Origin of the sequence: Wolbachia endosymbiont (group B) of Melanostoma mellinum (assembly GCF_947251465.1) — a bacterium.
Classification (GTDB): Bacteria; Pseudomonadota; Alphaproteobacteria; order Rickettsiales; family Anaplasmataceae; genus Wolbachia.
In genome coordinates this window covers 1,160,945-1,184,037 of the sequence record NZ_OX366366.1, presented here as the reverse complement: position 1 = coordinate 1,184,037, position 23,093 = coordinate 1,160,945, and the positions used below count along the sequence as shown (strand labels likewise).

Sequence of the window (23,093 nt, the reverse complement as noted above, 5' to 3'; positions counted from 1 at the left end):
TAGCTCTAACATTTTTCTCCGGCTAGTTTAAATCTATTTTTTTCGCATTTAACTTAATGCCACTCTCAGTAATCTCTAGACTTGAGTTCCCAACCTGTAAGACAATCTTTTCATCAGTTATATTTGAACTTGATTTTCCCGTTTTTAAAATAACTTCCTTACTAGTTACTTCCATTTGCGTTTCTTTCACTGCAAAAACAAGAGCTCCTTCTTCTTTGACAGAAATTGTAAACTTATGACCATTTCGGTCATAGTAAATAACTGTTCCATCTTTAAAAACAAAACCGCTTACTTCTTCCTTACTTCCTTCTGGAATAGGATATTTTTTATAATAAATTGCAGGTAAGACAATCCCTTTGGCAATTTCACCAGATGGCGAAAGTACTATCACCTGTTCTCCAATACTTGGTGCAGACCAACTTCTGTCTTCTCCAGCTCTTGCTGTTACCCATGGCAACCAGTCTGTTAATATATTACCTATCATTTTTACACGTACCTTAGCCGTTCCACAGCCTACTTCTTCGACTGTGCCAACTCTAATCAAGTTATTAAGTTTTATTAGTAAGTTCGCATCTTCAAAACTATTCATCATTTTTGCCAACCTTTACATATTTATGCTTATTAGCAACTCCAATATCAGGCGTAAACCCAATGTAAACAGTACTCGGCGGAATACTACTCTCTGCCCATACTGAATCACCAAGATGTACTTCATGCACCCACTCTACCATCCACACTAAATATGCATCGAGCTCTGGCCTAAAATCATCTCCTCCTCCTGAGATAAATTCTCCTGGTGAAATTTTCTCCACTTTCCAAGTGTTTTTATTTACCACTCTTGCTACTTCTGCCGCCAGTGCTCTGACAATAATAGGTGCATTTTCTATTGTGCTATCAATCACAATTCGTGCTTCAAATTTTGCTCTCAGCGCTAATTCTTCTGTTCCTGGATCATGTCCTTTTTCAAAGCCACTAAGTTCTATAAATACTGCTGGTGCTATCAATTCTTTCCTGATTGCTGGATAAACCTCACAAGTTTGAATTGCTGGTATCTCTGCCTTTAGCGTATTACAAATTGCCTCATGTAAATTAGTCCAAAATGCCGTCATAAAATAACTCATGTGTAAAATATTTTTCAAATATCCTTTCAACTTCATAATTAACAAGATTTTCTATTATCCTTGAAGCCTCAGGTTCAAGTGGTAGTTTAACCTCCTGTATCGGTAGTGCTGTTCTTCCTACACGTTTAAAAATACCACGATAGCCTCTTGGCATTGTTGCCATAAATTCATCATTAAATGCTGTTCTTATTTTTGCTTGTTTTATATTTATATCATACAGATATGCTCTAATTAAAACTTTCAAAGTGCTTTTTCTTGACTTGATGATTCTTAGTCTTTTTCTAATTACTTTCAGCCTAATTTGCTTTTCTTCACTGATTTCTCGGACAGCCTGAGATTTTAACCATAGTGCCGTTTTGTTTAGCGCTCTTACCGCTGCCAACTCTACTTTAGCTTTGTTAGCATCAATGTCGTGAGTAATTCTCTCAATGTTTTCATTAACTTCAATTTTAAACATCTTTCTCTCCAAGTACTGTACAGTTTATATTCCAAACTATTCCTGAATTATCTCGCAGTGGTGGAGAATATACTTTATATTTACGACCATCAATAACAAAAATATCTCCCACCATTGGCCTCAGTACATCAAAAACATTTACCTCAAGAAAAAGCATCTCTCCCACAAATTGTCCTTCACCAATCTCGTATAATTTATCTGGCTGTTGCTTTAGTACTTGTACCATATATGATTTATCCTTTGATTCATACAAAGCTACTTTTCCTAAATGAGCAAAACAATCTTTAAATAATCTCTTAATATTCTCTTGCACATTTCTCCGCTATATACTAACATTTATATGCTAAGAAGAGGTAAAGCATTCTTCTGCCTCACACCGCTTTATATTTGCTCTACCTATGTTGCAACGATCTTGACTAGTATTGCTGGACGGTGGCACATTGGTAGAGGGTTTGACTGCGTATGCAAATCAGTCCCTCTATCAAATCTTCTTGGCTCTTGTTTTGCATAGAGTGGCTGTCCAAGAGTATTCACTGTTTCATTAAAATCTGCTGGTGCAAAATATGTTGTAAATGTGCTTGCTGTTCCTACTGGAAAACAGTGCCCCGTATCCCTTTCTATAAATCTTCTCACGGTTCCTTCAGGATCAGTTGCTTGTCCTCTATATTCCTCAAACGTTATTCCACAGAACGTAAATCCTGACCTCATATCATTTCTTAGCGCTGCTCCTTCTTGCCATCTCTCATATGCTTCTTTCACTTTAGCATGAGAAGTAAGTGCATCAAAAAACTCAGGGCTTACTAAAGCATGAATTCCTGTCATATATTCACCACTTAGATTATCTTCTATGTGCCTCAATACTTCCAGACACTTACGTTTTACATCAGTTATCGCTGCTCCCAGTGCAAAATTTACTACTTTTGGTGTTATTTCAAATTCGTTGTACAGATTTAACAATTCACTGCCATCTGCGTCCAGAATTATTCCTTTCAGCGCTCCCATACGCAAATGCTCCAACGTTATTGCATGTTTATTTCTCATTAGCTGCAAATGGTCAGTTATTACATCTGCCAGCGCTTTAAGTTCACTTTCTGATCCAAATGCTCTTATTCCCTGTACTTCTTCTGGTAACACTACATCATCATGCGGAATATGTGGAATCGTAAATGTTCTTACCTTTCTTTTTCCTCTTTTTCCTACTGTTGCTGGTGCTCCGGGTACTTGCGTTGGTAGTAAACTTAATACTCCATTTTGCTCTTCTATGGTAATATGTCTAAATCTTACTGACCTACTTGGAAATAAATTTAAATTTTCAACCCGTCCATAATTTATCGGCAATATATTCATCGCATTAGTTAGTGCCGTCATACTAAATGCTGTATTTGTAAATGGATTTTGCATTTTTTCTTTTCCCCCTTTGTGTTTTTTATTGTTTAATATAGCTTTAGACTGCTTTACGAATAATGATCCCTCGTGTTTCAAGTTGCTTTATTGCTGCATTTTTCTGCTCTTCAGTGATATTTGCTGGCCATACAACTGCATGATCTGCTAGCATTGCACCGCGAGCAATAATTACTCCTTTAGCATTTTCCTTTGCGTTTACATCACTTGAAATTACTCCTATTGCTGTTTGTGTGCCATCTGTGGCAGTTGGATTTATTATCCTAATCATGTTGTCTTTATCACGACCAACAACTGTCCCTAGCTTCAGATTTTGACCCTTTGCTACCGTTATTTGGTCTCTTGAATATAGACTTGATGCCTCATACTTTAATAAGTCACCTAGATTATTTTGTTCTGTTATACTACTCATTTTGCTTTTCTCCTTTTGTTATATATTTTAAATGCCTACGACTTTTCGCTACCTGCATCATCAACTCTTCTCCTGAATTCTGTGGTATTGTACTTATTATCTCTGTCTTCTTTGTTCTTTCTGCAAGTAATTCCATTAAAACTTCCCTTGCTTGCTCAACACTTACGCTTTCCTCAATAAATTCTCCTATTTTCTCTGGCATCTTTGATATATTACATAAACGTATTAATTCAAGAACTTCAGTACGATACTTAGTTAAATTATTAGTTTCTTCTTTTAGGTCAGTTATAGTTTGTTCGTTCATAGTAATACTCCTGTTTTTATTAATATATTTAAACTCTGAAAGAATTGTAATTCCGTCTGCAAGACCTATCTCTACTGCATTTTCACCAAAATAAAGCCCTGCTTCAGTATTTTTTATTGCCTCTACAGAGAGGTTTCTATTCCGTGCTATTAGCTCAACCAGCATTTCATATAAACGATTCACTTCGCTTTTTAGATTTTCTAAACTCTCAGAAGTTATTGGCTCATGTGGATTTAAATCATTTTTTCTACTTCCTGCAAACACTGTGGTATATTTTATTCCACATTTTTCATCAAATCCACTTTGATCTATATGACTTGCTATTACTCCTATACTCCCAACTCCTGAAGTGCGGGTGAGAAAAATCTTTTCAGCGCTAGAAGCTATAGCGTACGCAGCAGAATATGCATCATCATTTGCTATCGCTATTATCCTCTTTTTTCCCCTTGCACTGTAAATAAAATCAGCAAGGTCAAACACTCCATTGACCTCTCCTCCAGGACTGTCTATATCCAACAGGATTGTTTCTATATCACTATCTTCTATTGCTTGTGTAATTTGTGCTTCTATTTGATTATAGGAAGTCATTCCAAAAATATCATCAAAAGTTTCTGACTTTTTTGTCAAGATTCCATGTATCGGTATTATTCCTCTTTCACTATTTCTTACTGCATGTTTTATATTTTTAAAGATAGGCTGCTTTCCTGTTTGTAGTGACAGTAATTCAAAACTCCTTGGTTCTACCATTACACATCTGTTTAGCCATTGTTGTTTCATATCACCTCTTGATTGGCCGTAACGTCAGAATCAAAACTTAAGCCCAGTTCACTTGCACGTCTTTGATCTTCAGCAATTTCCTGCTCAATTTCTTCTACATCGTAACCCATTTCTGATACTACTTCTGATCGACTCTTAAATCCATTTCTTACTGCCATTTGCTGTGCTTGCTGATCTTTTAGCGGATCGACCCAATCAAATCCCTGTGGTATCCATTTTACTTCTTTTTTTGCTCCTTCTTTTCCCTTTGTCCATTCTTCACCTATGTCTAGTTCTCCAGAAAGTAGTGCTAACTCTAACCATCTATCCCATACAGGACGGCAAAACTGAAATACCATTATGTTATGCTGTAACATTGTACATCTCCTACGAAACTCTATTAATCCTGCTCTGATTGATGAATAATTAACGCCACTTAGATCCCCAGTTAGTTGCTCATATGTTATTCCTGTACCTATTGCTATTGCTCTCAGCTGCTGTCTCATGAATGCTTCATAACTTCCTCCAACATCCGATGGTTCTGAAAATTTTATATCTTCTCCTGGGTCTAAAAGCTGCATTGTTCCAGGCTCTAAACCAGATAGTGCTACTCCTTGCTCATTACTTTCACCTTCTCCTAAAATATTTGCTTCTGGATCGAGTCTCGTAATAAATCCTGCAAACATCGCCGCTGTCTTTTTTCTCACTAGCTCTGCATCATCGTATTGATCAAGCTCATAGAGCTTTAGCAGTATATTAGAAAGCCATGGCTCTCCCCTAATTTGCCCAGGTCTTAATGGTCTATAAATATGTAAAACATCATTTGCTGGCACTCTCACTGATTCTCCAAACGTACTTTCACCAGGGTGTTCTTTAAATAGGTAGTATGCTTCCCTTTGCCCAAGTCTATTGAACTCAATCCCGTTTCTTATTACATTACCATTTGCTAAAGTTTGATTTGTTTTATTATCTAAGTGTTCAGATTCAAGCACTTGTAATTGCAACGGTACACACAGACCATCTCCAGGTTTTCTTGTTCTTAACCGTATGAAACATTCCCCGCCTTCTATCATGCTCCTACAAACCAGTGCTTGCAGTCCATAAAAATCATTTACTCCACTACTGTCTGCTTCGTCTGTCCATTTTAGCCATAATTCTTGTACTTTCTTTCGAAATTCTCCATCTTTTGCTTTTGATTGTGGTTTTATTCCTGTTCCGATAGAGTTACTTACTATCGTATCAATTATATTTGCAGCGTAAGGATTTTTTCTCACCATGTCACGTGATCTACTACGTAAAGTTTCAAGGCTTTGAGACAGCAAATTGTTTATACTTCCTAACTCTGGTTGAAAGTGAAAAAATCTTCTTCCTGAGCCTGCTGCATCCCAAGCAGAACTTTTGATTTTTGGTTTGTTAAACAATTGCTTGAAGGTTTTTAGCAGCATTTATAAAATTCCTTTACTCGTTGAAAAAATAATCTTTCTCTTTGGCTTCATACCTGCAACTTTTAACTCAGCCTTAATTCGTTGTCTTAAATTCAATAAATCATTTATCTGAACTTCCCCGTACCGAACAACATGATCACCATATGCAATTGATACTACTCGCTCTCCATTTTGTAGTTTCTTTATCGCTTCTTCAATTTGAAACAAATACTCTTCGTTATACATTTTCCAACCACTTACTCTGTCTTACTTTTTTAGGCTTTTTACTTTCTGATTTTTCACTTAAACTATTCCATTTACTCTCTGGCCAACGATCAATTCCTAAAGCAATAGATGCTGCTCTCGCGTAAATTCGGCAATCTAGCACTTCATTTCTTTCTCTTACCTTTTGCCACTCCTGTTTGGTGTATCCCTTTACTACCTTGCTGACTAACTGCTCTGCCGTTAGCTGCTTAAAATACTCAGGTGCATACTCGGGAAAATGACAATACCCTGCTGGCACTTTCTCTTCTTCTTTTAAAACATTAAGTAATTGAAAAAGTTCTGACTTTAATATTGATACTCCTACTGGCCAGAGCTTTATTCCTCTTTTCAGCTTTTGCCCACCAACTGTTATATCTACTCTGCTTGGACTGCTAAGTGGTACTAGAGCTTTATTTACACCTTTGACTGCCATTACTCTTCCACAGCCTTGATGACCTCTTATCCAATTGTATACTTCTTGCGTTGCATATCCAGCATCTACTGCCATCATACTTATCATATATTCAAGCCCATTTTCACCGATAAAATGATGATTTAACAGCTCTGAAAGCTTTTTCCATACTTCTCCACTTCCTGTATCTCCTTCAAATACTCGGTAGTCTATTGACCAACTTTCACGGCTTTTTCCCCATGCTACGACTTCTACTTCTAAACGATCTTTTTGTACATCAACACCTGCTGTGAGAACTACTTCGCCTTTTGGTACTGTGCCAATTTGATAAAATTCTCTTCTATTAAATAATTGCTTCCAGTCTGGTACTTCTCCTTTATCTACCCAAGTTTCTCCAAGCGTGGTATTTATCCAAACTTTCAGTAATTGTTCACTTTCCTTTGCATGGAGAAAGTCCTCTACTGCTTGTTGCCAACTATACCAGCCAACTGGACTATAAAGACTTGAAAGATGAAATCCTTTTTTCTCACCTTCTTTTGCCTCTGTAGCTCTCCATTCTCCACGTTCTAGCATCTCTGTCTTTTGATGATTTTCTATTTTGCCGCTACATTCAGTGCAGACATAATGTGCTGTTCTTGAGTCGTTATTTTCCCATTTTATTTGTGACCATTTTAGAACTTGATAGTAATTACAATGCGGACATGGTACAAAAAAATATCTCTTATCTGTTGCTTCAAACTCCTTCTCAATTCTGCTTATTCCATGAATCGTTGGTGTTGATACTAAAAAAATCTTTCGACGTGCAAATGTATTAGTTCGAGCAATACTGAGCAGTACTGGATCACCTTCTCCTCCTGAATCTCCTGGATAGGCATCTATTTCATCAAGAAAGAGATATTTTACTGGCATGGATCTAAGTCCTACACTGCTATTCGCTCCAGTTATTACTACTATTCCACCTGGAAACTCCTTACTTTGTACAGTATTGCCTGAGTCTCTTGATCTTGGGTCTTTTACTTTACTCTTTAAACATGGTGTACTCTCTATCAACGGTGCAAATCTTCCCTTCGACCAACGTTTTCCCATTTCGACTGTTGGCTGTACTACTAGCATTGGTCCTGGTGTTTGATCGATGATATAGCCAATCCAATTGTTGCCAGCTTCTGTTCCCCCAATCTGCGCTCCTTTCATGAATACTACTTTCTCCGCTGACGAAGATGGAGATAGTGAATCCATTATTTCTTTTAAATAAGGAGTTCTTTCTGTTCTCCATTTACCTGGCTCTGATGCTGCAGTTGGCGCTAAAACTCGATACTCATTCGCCCACTCTGATACTTTAAGCTCTGGATCTGGTCTTAAACCTTCAGAAAAAGCTCTAGCGTATATCATTGTCTGCATCTACTCATAATTGGTTCTATCTCAATATTGTTAACAGTAGAGTTTATTCCTCCACACTCCTCCAATTCCATAAACATCTTTTTCTGAAATTCGTTTTCTATATATCTTTTGCTCATCTCACTTATCATTATTGCTATAATAAGCGCAAATATCCCTGTTATTGTTGCAAAAATGATTGCACTGCTTATTGTTGTTGCTGTTAACCCTATACATACCGCTATTGCTACTGCACTTACTGAGGTAAAAACACAGATCACATTGTTGTATTTTCTTACTTTTGCATCTCTATGTTCTATACACCTATAATAAACTGGTACAGACTTGCCTATCTCGTCTGGTAATTTGATGCTCTTTTCTTTAAATAAAGTTTTTAGCAACTCTAAATTATTTGACTTGATTGCTAAGTGCAGAACAGGTGTATAATTTGCTCCTTTTGTCAGCAATAACTTTACTACATGTAAATGCCTTTTTTCTGCAGCAAGGTAAATCGGTGATAGACCTTTATTATTTGAAATATCAATATCGATTTCTTCTTTTAAGATAGACTCTACAATCTCAATTTCTCCTCTTTGTGCAGCTAAATGGAGTAGACTATTCTTTTCAGAACCGTATTTATTACTCATCAAAGCCTTCTTTATCTCAGGTTTAGCGTAATCAAATGGTGTCTTGCCGCTATCGTCTTTTACCAGAGGGTCTATATCTTCTCGTGTTAGTAAAACCTCTATTGTTTTAAGTCTTTCAGCGTAATGTAGTGGCGTTTTATTTTCGTAATCTTGTAAATTGACTTGAGCATTAGGCTCCCTTATTAAGCATGGCTTTGTTGCATAGCACTGATAGGCATGTAAATCACAGTGAATTTACGCAGCTAATTTAAATTCAGCCATACCTATATCAGTAAATTTGTTCAATAAGTAGCACTTAATTAACAGCTCTTTTTCACGATTTACCTCTGATTTATTTTTCAAGCCAAACCCAAATATTTGCTTCAACCTATAGAAAAAGACTTCAATATAAGACCGTGCTCCATACTTAACTTTTTTCTTCCATTCATTAATACCATCTTCATAATTCTCATATGACCTAATTCTACTAACATACTTGTTTCTTTCTGATAAGTAGTCAGCTAAACAAATTTTAGTATCCTTCCTAGGGCGAATAATAGGCACAATATTGTATTTTCTGCATTCTTTATACACACTTTTTATATCATAAGCCGCATCTGCTCGAATAGAACAAATGTTATATTTATCACTGACTTCTTCTAACATATCGCAGACCGGCAAATAGTCTACAGCAACACCACTAGATGCTTATTGCTTTCTTATCATTTATGTTTAAAACAACATGTAATTTTCTTACTTGACCATAACCACTGTATTTTCTTTTTCGAATATTAAGCTTACTATGCCCACCGTTATTATTGTAGATACTAACTCTAGTGCTATCTACGGCAATTTCAACATTTTCCAGATCATCTTTATTGCTTCTATGGTCATCAATCTTCAAATTAAGCTTTTTAAATCTTCTGGAAGCTTGTGTATAGCTGATAATCTTAAGTTTTTTGCCTATTTGCACCATATAACCTTTTACAAAACCTACAGCTTGTCTCAAGCCAATTCTAAAAAGATGAACTATTATGTGTATTAAAATTACAACTTTATCACTATAAGTGTTATTGCCACCTGCAACTTTTGGACTATTTTCATACCAATTTTCTATGGCTTGATTAACAAAATGAAAAACATTTCCTCTTTTTTTGAGAAACTCGTTATATTCTCTTTGGTTACTTACTCTCATTTTTTGTGGCATAAGTTGTACTTGTTTGAAAAATGCCTATTTTACAACAAAATGCGTTAGTAACCATAAGCTTTTCTTCTTACAATAACCTCAACCAACACTAGCTATGCAACAAAGCCATTAAGCATTTGAGAATATCAAGACATAAGTCTCTTTCATCGTAATTAGTATTACTTACAGCTATATGAACAGGCGACAATTTCATTGAGTTTTGTCCCATACGTGCACTATTTACATCTGCTCCAAGTTTCAGCAGTAACTTTACTATCTCTAACTTTTTATTATTAACTGCATAGTGCATTGGTGTCTGATTTCGCGCATCAAAGACATCTATTTCAGCTTTTCCTTCTCTTATCAAAATCTTTACAACTTCTGCATGTCCTATTCCTGCTGCTAGATGTAATGGCGTATGATGCAGAGCATTTCGTACATTAACGTCAATACCTTTTCCTATCAAATATCTAACTGCATTAACTTCACCTATCATTGCAGCCAAATGAAGTAAGCTATCTTGTTCTGACCCGTACTTGTTATTAATTAGCGCTTGTAATATTTCTGCTTTTTTCCCTTCTTTGGCGTAATCAAGAGATGTTTTACCATCATTATCTTCTATAAAAGGATTAATGTTCTTTTTCGTGAGTAACAGATCTACCATACTTAATTCATCAAACTCTATAGCGCAATGTAGTGGGGTTTTTCCGTTTAATCCTCTAACATTTACATCTAATCCAGGTTGATTAATGAGACACTTTATTAACTCTAAACTTAAGTTATCAGCCATTTTATATTCAAAATCTTTCTTATATTTGAAATTTAGTATTAGATAATTCTTGTAATGAGTTTGTAATCTCTTCAGTTAGCACCATATGAATCTTTTCAGTGTCACTCAGTGATGCAAGCAATGCTGAAACTCTATTTGGAATATTAAGCAAATTATTACGGACAACTCTTGCTACGTTAAATGCTTCAGTTTTTACCTCTTCAATTGACACAAATTTGCCTATTTCAGCTTTCACTTTAGCTTCCAAAAGTTTACCACGTTCGGTTTCATTTTTTATTCGCGTTTTTAGCAATATCGTTGAAAGTGTTTCTCCGCGCTCTTTTCTCCTCAGTGGTTGACTTGGATCTCTTATTGCTGCTACCGCTTCATTTGCTTGTTCTCGGTCAATAAGTCCATCTTCCAGCTCAACTATTCCTTTTTTTACTAAAGAACAGACATATTGCCTCGAAAACCCTTTTTCCCTTGCCCATTCTGCTTGCGTAATTCTCACCTTTTTTTCTCCTTATTTTAGCACTGCTCAGCTATAATTTCGTAAGTAGTTAACATTTGAAATATGTCTAACGCTAAAGAAGGCCCGAGGTCAGGACCACCAAACCCTCCAGCATGGCCGAAAGGACCCACTTTTTATGATACTTTTAATGTATTAAAATCTTTACTGAAATTCATAACATAGAACATTAAAGCTAAAGAATCTGCTTCATTATCATCTGTTGGACAGAAACCCTTTTTCTGTACTGCTTCAATTACATCAGCTTTACTTGCATTGCCTTTGCCTGTTATAAAGCGTTTGATAGTTTTCACAGATACACCTTTGTATGGCACATGATGTTCTTCACACCAAGCAGAAAGATGTGCTAAAAACCCTCCATAGATATGTGAAGCATCAGTTCCCAAGTGTCTTCTCACTTCTTCAAAGTACACAACTTCAATACCTGGAAATTTATACTTAAGTGCATTAAGCCAATTACGAAAATTTAAAAACTGCATTCCACCACCACTAAACCTGCTAACATGAAAACTCTTACTTCCACTTTGCACTATTCCATCATGTAAAATAGTCCAACCAGTTTGTTTGCCAAGATCTAGGGTGAGCATTTCCTTTCAATTGCTGAGTACATATATATACAAGATTTGGAAAATTTTCGTCCAAAAAATCTTCAATTTTTGAAAAATTTTTTATAATTAACTCTTTCTTGAAGATGTTTATTTAAAAACCTTACTTATCCTAAACATGATTTTTCTACTTTTAGAGTTTTTTTTATTATTCTAAATCTTATATTTTATATGTTTTTATATATGTGTATATTTTTATATATGTATTATATATATATTATATATAAGGGTTTTAGGAAGCTGGAACCCTCCATATTGGCGGACTTCAGATATGCCGTTCCTAGGAACGGTTTTAGGAACGCATGGTGAAAACCCTCCATACAGGCTAATTCTAGATTCCTGATTCCTAATTCCTGATTTAGGAAGCCAGTAATTAGGAACGGAACTTAAGATCATAGAGAGCACATTTTTCCCTCTTAAAAATTGGTAATATTGAATTTCAAAATATGAAATTCTTATATATCTTACTACATTTTTAACATAATTTTAGAAAGCCTGAGCTACCCATTCTTTGAAATCCATTCAAAATAGTTTCCAAAAACCTGAACTGTATTATTTTAAATTGCATCAGTATTATTCTCAAAAAAAAATAACAGAATATCAATAGATTAAAAATCGCATCAGTATTATTTATTTTTGCTCCTGTCCTACATAAGGGCATTAATAACTTCCATCCTTAAAGCATTAATTTGTTTTAGGGAAAACCATGAAATTAAAAAATATAGCTATAATTGTTAAAAACGTAAAATACCAAGCCTATAGACTAAAACTTGCCAAGTGCTTTATTGATGAGAATAACGAAGACCTTGAGCAAGAACTCTTCTGTGAAATTTGGCCATGCCTTGATCAGTATGATGAAGATAAAAGTAGCTTTAACACTTTTGTAGCAAGACTAACTGAAAATAAAGCTATTAACATGTTAAAGAAACAGCAATGTGCAAAACGTAATATCAATAACTATATTAGCATTGATGTAACAGATCTATTTGAGGGTGAAATAACAAAACGCATTGATGTAGACTATATGATCTCGGTTTTACCAAAGGAATGGCAAAATATATGTGAGCAACTTAAATTTTTCAACTTACATGAAGTTGCCAAAATGAACAACGTTTCAAGAACCACTTTAAACAATATTATCAAGAAGATACGTGCCAAACTTTCTCCTATTTACTACGAAGGCAAAAAGAAAAATTGAACAAAATTTTTGCCTTTCTTGTATATATACATTGCAGCATGGATAAATAATGATTCTTAAAATTTTGAATAATAATGAAAGATTGCAAACAATATCAAGTGTAAAGATGGTCATCTTTGGTCCTTATGGTATTGGTAAAACAAGTCTCCTAAAGACTATAGATGAACCAACACTTTGCCTTGATTTTGAAGCAGGGCTTCTTGCCGTTCAAGACTGGCAAGGAGATTCAATTAGTCTTCGCACTTGGAATGAAGCTAGAGATATTGCTTGTCTTATAGGGGGGTCTAATCCTGCGCTGAAGTCTGATCAAGCATATAGCCAAAGACACCATGAACATGTATCTGGTAAGTACAAAGATCTTTTCTCTGAGTTTTCTAAATACCGATGCATTTTTGTAGATAGCATAACCGTTGCTTCACGTTTATGTCTTTTATGGGCAAAAATGCAACCTGAAGCTTTTTCTGAGAGATCAGGAAAACAGGATATGAGAGCTGCGTATGGATTACTTGCTCAAGAAATGATGGCTTGGCTCAATCAATTTCAACACATCAGAGACAAAGACATCATCATAGTTGGCACTTTAGGTCAATATCTCGATGACTGCAATCGTCCAACTTGGCTACCTCAATGCGAAGGAACTAAAACTGCCAGTGAAATTCCTGGGATAGTTGACGAAGTAATCAGTATGGTTGGAATCAAGAAAGATGATGGAACGGAGAAGCGCTCTTTTGTTTGCCACACTTTAAACCCTTGGGGATACCCAGCTAAAGACCGCAGTGGACGCCTGAGTATGGTTGAAGAACCGCATTTAGGCAAGCTGCTTACAAAGATTAAAAGCAAGTTTTAAAATTTAAACATGGAGAGTGATATATGTTACAAAACCTATTAACTGATTTTAACACTGTAAAACCGCAAAGTAGACTGATACCAAAAGGTACAATAGTAAAGGTAAAAATGACAATCAAGCCTGGAGGTTATGAGCATTGGTTTACTAAAAGCCCCACTACCGGTAGCATTTATTTAAATACAGAATTTACCGTTATTGAAGGTCTATATGAAAAGCACAAGATTTACCAAATAATTGGTATTAAAAGTAATAAAGCAGAAGATACTTGGGGAGAAATGGGTCGCTCTATGCTTCGCAGTATCTTGGAATCAGCACGTGACATTCATCCACATGATAACTCAGAAAGTGCAATCCTTGCTCGTAAGCTAAATTCAATTGCAGAATTAAATGGCTTAGAGTTTACAGTAAAGGTAAGTGTTATAACTGATGAATATGGAGAAAAGAACAAAATTGCTTCGGTAGAATACCGCAAAAATTATGAAATTGACAGAGTACCATTTTGAAGTACGACGAGGAAAAGCTTTGGTCTGCTGTCGTTACTAGAGGTATTCAGGACGCAGTAGGAAAAAACTCAAAGCTAAGAGAAGAAGCAATTCATTGGCTGAATTCAAAATCTTTTGAAACTGTTTGTGAGCTAGCTAATCTCAACTTTACACGTATGAAAAATATGTATGGGAATTTTATGTCTAAAAAGCAAAAAGAGTTAAAGATGTTATTGATTGATAATATCAAGGAGTGTGTTTCTTACCTACTTCCAAATGGTGAGTTTTACCGAGAAAAAACTTATATCGGAAACTTAAATGGAAATACAATTACAGTTAAAATAGTAGGTAAGGAAGCTGGTGATTGGCGTAATTTTACCAAAGGGACTAGCGGTGATATTATTGATCTTTGGATTTTGATTAAAGGTGATATATATTCTGCTAGAAAGTGGCTCAATAAAAAATCAAAGAGTGGAGAAAAAAAAGGGGGGAAAAGAGAAGAAAAAATATTTTCTGTAAAGCAGTACTTAAGTGATCAATCACCAATACCAGAAGATATAATAGCTCCACGAATTCTCACTCCAGGTGGTCTTTTAGTCATTGGTGGTACGCCAAAGGTTGGCAAAAGTTATTTTCTTCTCTCTTTGCTTGCACATCTTGCAGCAGGAGTGTCGTTTCTTAAGATGAAGTCAGCAAGGCCACTAAAAATAATCTATCTGCAAAATGAGATGGAGTACAATTATATCAGGGAACGCATACAACAAATCATAACTAATCAAAGGCTGCCAAATCTAGCAGAGGAAAACTTGATTGTTACTACAAAGATGAGATTAACTTTAAATGATGAAGGTATAGAGAGAATAAAAGAGATCATAGGGGAAAAATTTAAAACGATAGATCTTATCGTCTTGGATTCGATTGACTATGAAAATATATTTTCTGGCCTGCAAAGCAGAATAGAAAAATTACGTTCTATAATTAATCCGATGGCTGGAATAATTATTACACGTCATACCAGAAAAGTATCGACAGCTACACTCGCAAAAAGTCCTTTTCAAGCTTTAATTGGTGCTAATGCTTTAAGAAGTTTTTATACATCTGGTATGGTAATGTTTCAACCAAATAAACGCGCAAATATCTTGCAAGTAGTATATGAGCTAAGAAACGGTAAATCAATACCAGCAAAATTCATTAGCAGAGTAAATGGGCGTTGGCAGAATTCTAAAATTATAGCTACGGCTTAACTTGTCCGCAAAAAACGGATACTATGGTAGAGCTAAAGACTCAGCTTTTGCAAAATATCAGATCTTGTCTTTTTCATCTACTACCAAGAGGGACATTTCGTGGTGATAAGTTTTATGTAGGTGATGTACAGGGTAACAAAGGCAAAAGTACTGTAATAGAATTAACAGGCGAAAGAGCTGGATTATGGAAAGATTTTGCAACAGGAGAAGGCGGTGACATTATTGACCTTTGGGCAACGGTACATGGGAAAAATGCCAAAATAGAATTTCCTGAAGTAATGGCTTCAATAAGTGAATGGCTTGGTCTTAAGAAACAAAACAATATCAGAAATCTAGAACAATATCTGACTTGTAGTTGGAATTACTACGATGAAAATAACCAATTGATTGTAATAGTCTATCGTTATGATCCTCCTTTAGAGAAAAAACAGTTTAAACCATTTGATGTTAAAAGACAAAAATTCAAAGAGCCAGAGATCAGGCCACTCTACAACATTCCAGGTATTTTAAAGTCCGATAAGGTTATTCTGGTTGAAGGAGAAAAATGCGCAGAAGCACTTATAGAGAAAGGAATTAAAGCTACAACTGCGATGTTTGGAGCAAATGCACCTATTGATAGAACAGATTGGACTCCGCTTAGAGGTAAACATGTTATCATTTGGCCAGACAACGATGAAGCAGGTAATAAATATGCCAAAAACGCTGAAAAGAAGCTTTTAGAACTTGGTGTTGCATCACTTACTACGCTTAAGATTCCACCGAATAAACCAAGGAGTTGGGATGCTGCTGATTGTCTGTTAGAGGGAATAAATGTTTCGGAATTTATTGAAAAAAACTCAAGAAAAATAATTATTAAACCACCACTTGATATTTTCAGCTGGAGTGTAGAGCGTTTTGTAGGTCCAGTACCAAAGCAAAGATTCTTGGTTGAAGGATTATTTCCTTTGGGTGTAACCTCCATTTTGGCTGCAATGGGAGATACAGGCAAAGGTATGCTTCTTCTTGACCTAGCCCTCAAGGTTGCAAGTAGCATAGACCAGGTGTGTGGATTTGGCCCACCTGTTACTGAACATGGGTCTGTGGTGGTATTTTCCGCAGAGGATGATACAAATGAAATACATCGTCGCTTAGAACGACTTGATCCAAAATGCGAGAGATTAAAATATAAAGATAGGCTATTTATTGTACCATTGCCAAATATAGGAGGATCATTTACCATACTTAAGAATGTTCGCGGTAAAGTTGTAGAAATATCTCCAGAATTTGAGTTGGTAATGAAGCAGCTGAGCAGAATAAAGGATTTAAAGCTCATTATATTTGATCCCCTTGCTTCTTTCATTCATGCAGATTTAAATGCTGACCCAGCAGTAGGGGATTATCTCATGTGTTTATTATCTGATTTAGCATGTAGCACTGGAGCTTCAATAATTACTGCACATCATATGAGAAAGCTGAAGGGAGAAAAGCCTATATCAACAGTAGAGCAAGCACGAGATGCTATTCGAGGTACTTCTGCTCTCGTAAATGGAGTCAGGTGTTCTTTTGCTTTTTGGCCTGTTGAAGATATGACTAAACCAATGATTTTTAGGTCAATTGGAAAAATCCCAAGACAAAATGCACTATTTTATGGAGCTGTTGTTAAGGCAAATGGCCTGGCTGATCGTACTGTACGTACTTATCTGAGAAATGAAGAAACAGGGCTATTGGAAGACATTACTGAACAATTAAAAGCTCAAAATATTAGCGATAAAGATCTAAAAATATATCTTATTGACTCAATTGCGCGAGCTGCTAGTTCAGGACATCCATTTACTCATACAGGAAGTGCAGGCATACATAAACAACGACATAGATTGCTTGAAGTTTTTCATAGTATGGGAAGGGATAGACTAGAGCGTATAGTTCAAGAGCTTTTACAAGCAAAGCAAATAGTTAAAGGAATGGCTAATGGTTCAAAAGAAGATAAATGGCTTGATGTAAAAACAGGACCATTTGCACGTGGAGTTGGAAAATTTACTCATGGAGCTGAAAATTTTTAAAATCAGGAAATTCTATTTTTTTATAGTCAAAGTAAAAGGGTTAATACGATAACCATATGATGATCTTTGCCAACCAAGGGTTTGTATTACATCATCACGTTCAATACTTAATCCTAATTTCTCAGCAAGTGTAGATTTGATTGTTCTTTGCATTTTATTTAATGGCTTTCTGATCTGTTGTTCTAAATCTGCTTCTAAACTAAGTCCCAAGAGTTTTTCTAACTGGTTAATATTGAGAAGTTTATGTTTTTCAGGTGGTAATTCTTTCTCACAGTCATGTAAAAATTGCTTGAACAATATTCGAAAAATATTAAGACATGATACAGCTTTTTTATTTATAACTTCAACACTATTAACATATACCATACCTTTAACTACCTGTAACTCCAGAAGCTTTGTTGGCACAATTGGTTCAACACGTTTAAGCGAAATATATGAAGCTGGTAAAACTTGCAAAGAAGTATTTTCTACTACCTCTGGTACTCCTTTTTTAGCTGCTTCTTGGAATATCTCAGTTACAGTCTTAAGCTGACAAAACAGTTTCACCATTGGCACTACATATAGGCTCAATAATAGATTCGGTATATCTTTTTTTAGAGTGATGAGAACTGTAGGGTGGACTCTAAGTTTATCTATAGTTAAAAATATCGCATCAGTACAAAAATCAAGGATTATTAGATTTACAATACGACCTTGATTACAAATATAATAAACTCCTTTTTCCACTTTTTCCCACATAAGTTTTGAATCATTCAACTTTGTTTCAAACCAGTCTATGACCTTTTCTGTATTTAAGTATATGGATAAGAGATGAAATCTCTGTTTTTGATAAGTATTAGGCAGAATATGACGAGAACAGTTTTCACAAATAGCGTCATCACATGCTTCATCAAAGTCTGAATCGATAAAAATCTCATTGCTACAACTTGAATCAATTACATTTGGCCAATCAAGATGATCTTCTTCACGAGAGCAAACAATATAATACCTTTCTTGCATTTTTATCAATCCAAGATCGAATAAGTATCTTGCTGCTTTAATATGATTTTGGCTTGGATTAATCCAGGAACTATTTGAACTTAAAAGATCAGCAATTTGCTCGTGAAAGAATTTTAAGACCATAAGATTGTTCCATATGTTTCTTCAGGTCCTCTCTTTCTTTTTTATTGAGTGGATGCTCTGAATAATAAACTTCCCCACTTATTTTGAAAGAAAATGTTACCTTTTTGTTTTGGAACATTACTTTAGCTGATTGAATAGATTGTAGTATGTTGCCAATAGCTGGCTTTAAAATATGTAACTCTGGTGCAATAGGATCATACGGTTTTACACTTAAAGTAAGATATGTATTACTATTTTTAAAATAATCTGACTTGAAATTTAACTCAAATATACAAATGTCAGGGTCAGAACCATCTATACATGCTTGAAGAAATTTGTGCACTTGTAATGGAAAGTTCTTATCTTGTATATTTACAAAAGTACATTCGCAGTCAAAATACCCACTTACAATGCTATTTGCTATTTCCACAGCCTTGTTAGTATTTTTAGCACAAAGATTAACCTGAGTGCCATCAAGAGAAAAGTCTAAAATCATCCACTCAGGTTTATGACCATGAACAACTTTGTTTGAATTAAGCAGTAAATCCATGTCACTTCCTCGACGTACAAACATATATATTCGATCTTGATGATGGAAAAAACCCTGCAACTGGTCATCATCCTTAAGTATCTGCTCTACAGCTTCTTGTGACATAAACTCTTTAAATGAAGTGTTTATTTGTCTTGGTGATTTCTGTAAAGCAAATGATACGAAACCTTTCTTTTGCACTTTATCAAAGTGATAAACAGATTTTAGAAGTTCGCAATTTATGTGAAATAGTAAAAACAATAAGGATCTTTTATCATACTTGGTATTGTTTTTTACCAGGTACGATCTCATTAACTTCTCAGTCAGAGCAAATCTTGCCACTTCACTGACCGTAGCCTCAAGTTTCGTACGATCAAAGTAGCTAATGAGATAATAGTCAAAAAGAGAGTCAGAGTAACTGGTAAGTATCTTACGTTTTTGTTGAGTCGATCTATCGTCATAATCTCCGTCCTGAAAAAGTTGTCCATTTAAATGATTTTTAAAGCAATGCTGAAAAATGATGCTCAGTTGCTTACCAGAAAGGGAGTCAAGCCAGGATTGGCGTATCTTTGAATCTTGAAAGCGATCTAGTAAAAGATTAACGGGAACTTCTAAATCACTCTCCCAGAATTCGTAACTTGGATGAATATTCATAACACACTAAATAAGCTATATTATACATAATATGACAATTCGAGCAAAGATTTTTTGGACATAATTTCTTCAAATCTTGTATATTTAATTAAGGAGAATTTGTGTGAACTAGATAGCTTTCTTAAATAAGGTGTGCATTGATTTAGTTTAATAGAAGTCTCCTAACCTTATAAAAAAATTCACAGGAAGAAAAACATGCAAAAAGGGGATTTAACTATTTATTGCCGTTATGAGCCCAGTCGGTTGGCAGGTACATATTTGGCAGATGCTTATGAACAATTGTTGAAATATAAAACAAAGGAGGTAGAAGAAAATGATAACGGTAAGCTTGTATGCAAGAGTTTCATCAAGACAACAGGCACAGGAGAATACAATAGAGAGTCAGATTGTAGAATTGGAGCGTCGCATTAGTAGTGATGGACATGAATTGTTAGATGAGCATAGGTTCATCGATAATGGTTACAGTGGATCAAATTTAGAACGTCCTGGCTTAGAGAGTTTACGTGATAGAGTAGCAGAAGGTAAGATTGATAAGATATACATTCATTCACCTGATCGGCTATCACGTAAATTTTCATATCAAATGATCTTACTCGAAGAGTTTAAAAAGGCTGGATCTGAAATAGTATTTTTGAATCATAAGTTTGATGATAATCCGGATTCCCATTTATTTCTACAGATTCAGGGAGCAATAGCAGAGTATGAACGTGCAAAGATTATGGAACGAAACCGTAGAGGTAAACTTCATGCGGCCAAAGCTGGGTGTATAAGTGTGATGGGTAGGGCGCCTTACGGTTATCGCTACATAGCAAAACATGTAGGTGAAGGAAGTGCTCAATTTGAGGTTGATGAAGAAGAGGCAAATATAGTGCGTAAAATATTTAGTCGGGTTGGCCAAGAAAGAGCAAGTATAGGAGAAGTTGTACATGAACTGAATAAGATACCGGTAATAACACGAACAGGAAAAAGGTATTGGAAAAGGAGCACTATTTGGAACATGTTAAAAAATCCTGCTTATATAGGACAAGCAGCTTATGGTAAAACTAGGACATGCTCAAAACCACAAGTAAAAAAATCAAAAAAAGGAACTTGTGGTAAACTTAAAAGTGGTCGCTTTAATAGTGATAAAGAGAATTGGACTTATATTCCAGTACCAAAAATAATCAATGAGCATTTATTTGATTCAGTGCAGGCACAACTAACTGAAAATAGGCAAAGAGCAAGAGTACGACAAAGAAGAGAAACATATTTATTGCAAGGTTTAATGGTATGTCAACGTTGTCAATATACTTATTGTGGTACAAACCACGTTCATAAAAAGTCGACATATTATTACTATCGTTGCTCTGGTACAAACTCTAGCAAATTCAATGGCAATAAAATCTGCGATAATAAATCAATACGCACTGATATATTAGATGGAGTTATATGGGAAGAAGTCAAGAGTATCTTGAAAGAGCCAGATAGGATTGCAAATGAATATCAACGTAGATTATCAGAGAACAAAAAACCTTTACATAATCAAACACGTGAAAAGCAAGAAAGTAAGTTAAGATTAAGTATCAAAAAATTTATTGATAGCTATGCTAAAGGGTTTATAAGCCAAGAAGAATTTGAACCAAGAATCACAACAATGAAACAGCATTTGAAAGAAATTGAAGAAGAGAAAGAAAGAACGCTTGATCAAAAAAAACTACAACAAGAATTGAGCCTTGTTACAGATAGCTTGAAAAACTTTTCCTCAAGTGTTGAATCAAAGCTTGATCAAGTGGATTGGCAGACTAAGCAAAATATTATTAGAATGTTAATTCATCAAATTGAAATCAATCACAATCACTTGTATATAGTATTTCGCATAAAAAGTCTTGCAAATTTTGATCAAAATAGCCATAATAGAATTATGCAATGTTGTACTAGCAGTCAATATTGTTGGACTGCCAGATAAAACTGTTGCAGAATCCAGAGAGCGCATCAGAGCAGCGTTAAATTCAATCAATCTTCTGTTACCTCCAAAAAGGATTACGGTTAATCTTTCCCCTGCGGATTTGCTTAAAGAAGGTAGTCATTATGACTTAGCTATTGCTGTTGGATTACTTGTTGTAATGAATGTGATACCAGTTGAAAAAGTTCAGTCTTATATAATTATGGGCGAGCTTGCACTAGACAGCAGAGTCATACCAATCTCAGGAGTACTTCCAACAGCAATCAATGCAAAACAGGCAAATAAAGGAGTAATTTGCCCAAGGGGAAATGGAGTAGAAGCTTCATGGATAAAGAATGTTTCTATTCTAGCTATAGAGAAATTAACCGATATTATCAGACATTTTAAGGGTGAGCAGTTAATTCAGCCGGTAACTTTTAACTATAGCGCTGCACCCAAAGAAAAAATTCAGTTCCAGATATAAAGGATATTAAAGGTCAAGTTGTTGCAAAAAGAGCAGCTGAAATTGCAGCAGCAGGTGGACACAATATGCTTCTTGTTGGACCTCCTGGTACTGGAAAATCAATGCTTGCTAAGCGATTTATAGGGCTATTACCTGATTTGACTGAGCAGGAGATGATTGATGTTAATATTATCTCTAGCATAACAAAAGCCAGTAACGAAACATTTAAAGTAACTCGTCCCTTTCGTGAACCTCATCACTCATGTTCCATGCCAGCAATGATAGGAGGAGGAAAAAATGCAAAGCCTGGGGAAATTACCATGGCTCACAATGGTGTGTTATTTCTTGACGAGCTACCTGAATTTCCAAGGCTTGTGCTTGATTCTCTACGCCAACCACTTGAAGATAGAAAAGTCACTATCGCAAGGGCAAATGCTCACATTACTTATCCAGCTAATTTTCAACTTATAGCTGCAATGAATCCCTGCAGGTGCGGTTACTTAGGTGATGCAAGTAGATCGTGCAACAAAGCTCCAAAATGCGGCACAGATTATAGAAATAAAATATCAGGACCTTTGCTTGATAGAATAGACATATGCATTGAAATGCCAAACGTTAGTATACTCTCTCCTGAAATTTCTTCAGAAGGAGAAAGCACTGAAAATATTAGAAAAAGAGTGATAGCAGCGAGGAAAATTCAAGCTGAGCGTTATAGTAAATTGAATATTTATTGTAATGCAGAAGTAAGTGGTGAAGCATTAACTAAGCCAGACGAGGAAGGATTAGAATTACTAAAATACGTACTGAAAGAAAATTACATTTCCAATCGAGGCTACATACGCATATTAAGAGTTGCAAGAACCATTGCAGATCTTGCAAAAAGTGAGGAAATAAAAAGAGCACATATTGCAGAAGCACTAAATTACAGAATAAGAATGTATAAATAAGTTAATTTACTTGACAGGAAACTTTTTT

The 23,093-nt window shown here is 35.4% G+C and carries 21 protein-coding genes and 4 pseudogenes; 8 read left to right on the top strand and 17 right to left on the bottom strand.

The window, feature by feature from the left end; translation table 11 throughout:
- Window positions 1–22 precede the first annotated feature (22 nt).
- The 15 genes and pseudogenes from OPR42_RS05520 to OPR42_RS05445 all read right to left on the bottom strand — a co-directional run bounded on the left by OPR42_RS05520 (window position 23) and on the right by OPR42_RS05445 (window position 11,622).
- Window positions 23–592: a phage baseplate assembly protein V gene (locus tag OPR42_RS05520; RefSeq protein WP_205517798.1), complete on the bottom strand. Its 570-nt coding sequence runs from the start codon at window positions 590–592 to the stop codon at window positions 23–25.
- Window positions 582–1,109: a hypothetical protein gene (locus tag OPR42_RS05515; RefSeq protein WP_224721422.1), complete on the bottom strand. Its 528-nt coding sequence runs from the start codon at window positions 1,107–1,109 to the stop codon at window positions 582–584. Before OPR42_RS05515 ends, OPR42_RS05520 begins: the two co-directional genes overlap by 11 nt.
- On the bottom strand, window positions 1,090–1,578 hold the full coding sequence (locus OPR42_RS05510; RefSeq protein WP_164224822.1) for a phage tail protein: 489 nt from the start codon (window positions 1,576–1,578) through the stop codon (window positions 1,090–1,092). Before OPR42_RS05510 ends, OPR42_RS05515 begins: the two co-directional genes overlap by 20 nt.
- Window positions 1,571–1,891, bottom strand: coding sequence for a head-tail joining protein (locus OPR42_RS05505; RefSeq protein ID WP_164224823.1), 321 nt, complete (start codon window positions 1,889–1,891; stop codon window positions 1,571–1,573). Before OPR42_RS05505 ends, OPR42_RS05510 begins: the two co-directional genes overlap by 8 nt.
- 83 nt (window positions 1,892–1,974) lie before the next feature.
- On the bottom strand, window positions 1,975–2,979 hold the full coding sequence (locus tag OPR42_RS05500) for a major capsid protein (RefSeq protein ID WP_164224824.1): 1,005 nt from the start codon (window positions 2,977–2,979) through the stop codon (window positions 1,975–1,977).
- 43 nt (window positions 2,980–3,022) lie between these two features.
- Window positions 3,023–3,391, bottom strand: coding sequence for a head decoration protein (locus tag OPR42_RS05495; RefSeq protein WP_265042087.1), 369 nt, complete (start codon window positions 3,389–3,391; stop codon window positions 3,023–3,025).
- Window positions 3,384–4,472, bottom strand: coding sequence for a S49 family peptidase (locus OPR42_RS05490; protein ID WP_265042086.1), 1,089 nt, complete (start codon window positions 4,470–4,472; stop codon window positions 3,384–3,386). The genes OPR42_RS05495 and OPR42_RS05490 overlap by 8 nt, the downstream gene beginning before the upstream one ends.
- On the bottom strand, window positions 4,469–5,896 hold the full coding sequence (locus OPR42_RS05485; RefSeq protein ID WP_265042085.1) for a phage portal protein: 1,428 nt from the start codon (window positions 5,894–5,896) through the stop codon (window positions 4,469–4,471). Before OPR42_RS05485 ends, OPR42_RS05490 begins: the two co-directional genes overlap by 4 nt.
- Window positions 5,897–6,121: a gpW family protein gene (locus tag OPR42_RS05480; RefSeq protein WP_265042084.1), complete on the bottom strand. Its 225-nt coding sequence runs from the start codon at window positions 6,119–6,121 to the stop codon at window positions 5,897–5,899.
- Complete coding sequence (locus OPR42_RS05475; RefSeq protein WP_265042083.1) at window positions 6,114–7,940, bottom strand: phage terminase large subunit family protein; 1,827 nt, start codon at window positions 7,938–7,940, stop codon at window positions 6,114–6,116. Before OPR42_RS05475 ends, OPR42_RS05480 begins: the two co-directional genes overlap by 8 nt.
- Window positions 7,937–8,764 (bottom strand): annotated as a pseudogene (locus OPR42_RS05470) (ankyrin repeat domain-containing protein); the annotation flags it as partial. The gene OPR42_RS05475 and the pseudogene OPR42_RS05470, both read right to left, overlap by 4 nt.
- A gap of 42 nt (window positions 8,765–8,806) precedes the next feature.
- A pseudogene (locus OPR42_RS08910) lies at window positions 8,807–9,758 on the bottom strand (IS5 family transposase).
- A 106-nt stretch (window positions 9,759–9,864) separates the two neighbouring features.
- Window positions 9,865–10,527, bottom strand: a pseudogene (locus OPR42_RS05455) (ankyrin repeat domain-containing protein); the annotation flags it as partial.
- A 19-nt stretch (window positions 10,528–10,546) separates the two neighbouring features.
- A complete protein-coding gene (locus OPR42_RS05450) occupies window positions 10,547–11,017 on the bottom strand; it encodes a hypothetical protein (RefSeq protein ID WP_007549853.1) in 471 nt (156 codons plus the stop codon).
- Between the two features lie 134 nt (window positions 11,018–11,151).
- Complete coding sequence (locus tag OPR42_RS05445) at window positions 11,152–11,622, bottom strand: RuvC family protein (RefSeq protein ID WP_264377173.1); 471 nt, start codon at window positions 11,620–11,622, stop codon at window positions 11,152–11,154.
- Between the two features lie 724 nt (window positions 11,623–12,346).
- Here OPR42_RS05445 and OPR42_RS05440 point away from each other — a divergent pair.
- Genes OPR42_RS05440 through OPR42_RS05420 form a run of 5 tightly spaced genes read left to right on the top strand, consistent with a single transcriptional unit; the run spans window position 12,347 to window position 17,450 of the window.
- Window positions 12,347–12,838 (top strand): sigma-70 family RNA polymerase sigma factor, encoded by a 492-nt coding sequence (locus tag OPR42_RS05440; RefSeq protein WP_265042080.1) that lies wholly within the window; start codon window positions 12,347–12,349, stop codon window positions 12,836–12,838.
- Window positions 12,839–12,887: 49 nt separating this feature from the next.
- Window positions 12,888–13,685, top strand: a complete 798-nt coding sequence (locus tag OPR42_RS05435; RefSeq protein ID WP_264376795.1) for an ATP-binding protein — start codon at window positions 12,888–12,890, stop codon at window positions 13,683–13,685.
- A 23-nt stretch (window positions 13,686–13,708) separates the two neighbouring features.
- Entirely contained in the window at window positions 13,709–14,188 is a 480-nt protein-coding gene (locus OPR42_RS05430) for a hypothetical protein (protein ID WP_264377177.1), read from the top strand.
- A complete protein-coding gene (locus OPR42_RS05425; RefSeq protein ID WP_264377178.1) occupies window positions 14,185–15,411 on the top strand; it encodes an AAA family ATPase in 1,227 nt (408 codons plus the stop codon). The genes OPR42_RS05430 and OPR42_RS05425 overlap by 4 nt, the downstream gene beginning before the upstream one ends.
- A 23-nt stretch (window positions 15,412–15,434) precedes the next feature.
- Window positions 15,435–17,450: an AAA family ATPase gene (locus OPR42_RS05420; protein ID WP_264377179.1), complete on the top strand. Its 2,016-nt coding sequence runs from the start codon at window positions 15,435–15,437 to the stop codon at window positions 17,448–17,450.
- A gap of 12 nt (window positions 17,451–17,462) precedes the next feature.
- Here the strand turns inward: OPR42_RS05420 and OPR42_RS05415 are convergent, their stop codons facing one another.
- Together OPR42_RS05415 and OPR42_RS05410 are read right to left on the bottom strand one after the other, a co-directional pair.
- Complete coding sequence (locus OPR42_RS05415) at window positions 17,463–18,572, bottom strand: hypothetical protein (protein WP_264953854.1); 1,110 nt, start codon at window positions 18,570–18,572, stop codon at window positions 17,463–17,465.
- Complete coding sequence (locus OPR42_RS05410) at window positions 18,538–19,734, bottom strand: hypothetical protein (RefSeq protein ID WP_265042079.1); 1,197 nt, start codon at window positions 19,732–19,734, stop codon at window positions 18,538–18,540. Before OPR42_RS05410 ends, OPR42_RS05415 begins: the two co-directional genes overlap by 35 nt.
- Window positions 19,735–19,929: 195 nt before the next feature.
- On the opposite strand from OPR42_RS05410, the gene OPR42_RS05405 reads away from it, so the two are divergent.
- From OPR42_RS05405 to OPR42_RS08760, 3 genes and pseudogenes are all read left to right on the top strand, one after another.
- Window positions 19,930–20,145 carry a hypothetical protein gene (locus OPR42_RS05405; RefSeq protein ID WP_265042078.1) on the top strand — a complete coding sequence of 72 codons (216 nt, stop codon included), beginning with the start codon at window positions 19,930–19,932 and terminating at the stop codon, window positions 20,143–20,145.
- Window positions 20,048–21,679 carry a recombinase family protein gene (locus OPR42_RS05400; RefSeq protein WP_265042077.1) on the top strand — a complete coding sequence of 544 codons (1,632 nt, stop codon included), beginning with the start codon at window positions 20,048–20,050 and terminating at the stop codon, window positions 21,677–21,679. Before OPR42_RS05405 ends, OPR42_RS05400 begins: the two co-directional genes overlap by 98 nt.
- Window positions 21,600–23,065: pseudogene (locus OPR42_RS08760) on the top strand (YifB family Mg chelatase-like AAA ATPase). Before OPR42_RS05400 ends, OPR42_RS08760 begins: the two are co-directional and overlap by 80 nt.
- Window positions 23,066–23,093 lie beyond the last annotated feature (28 nt).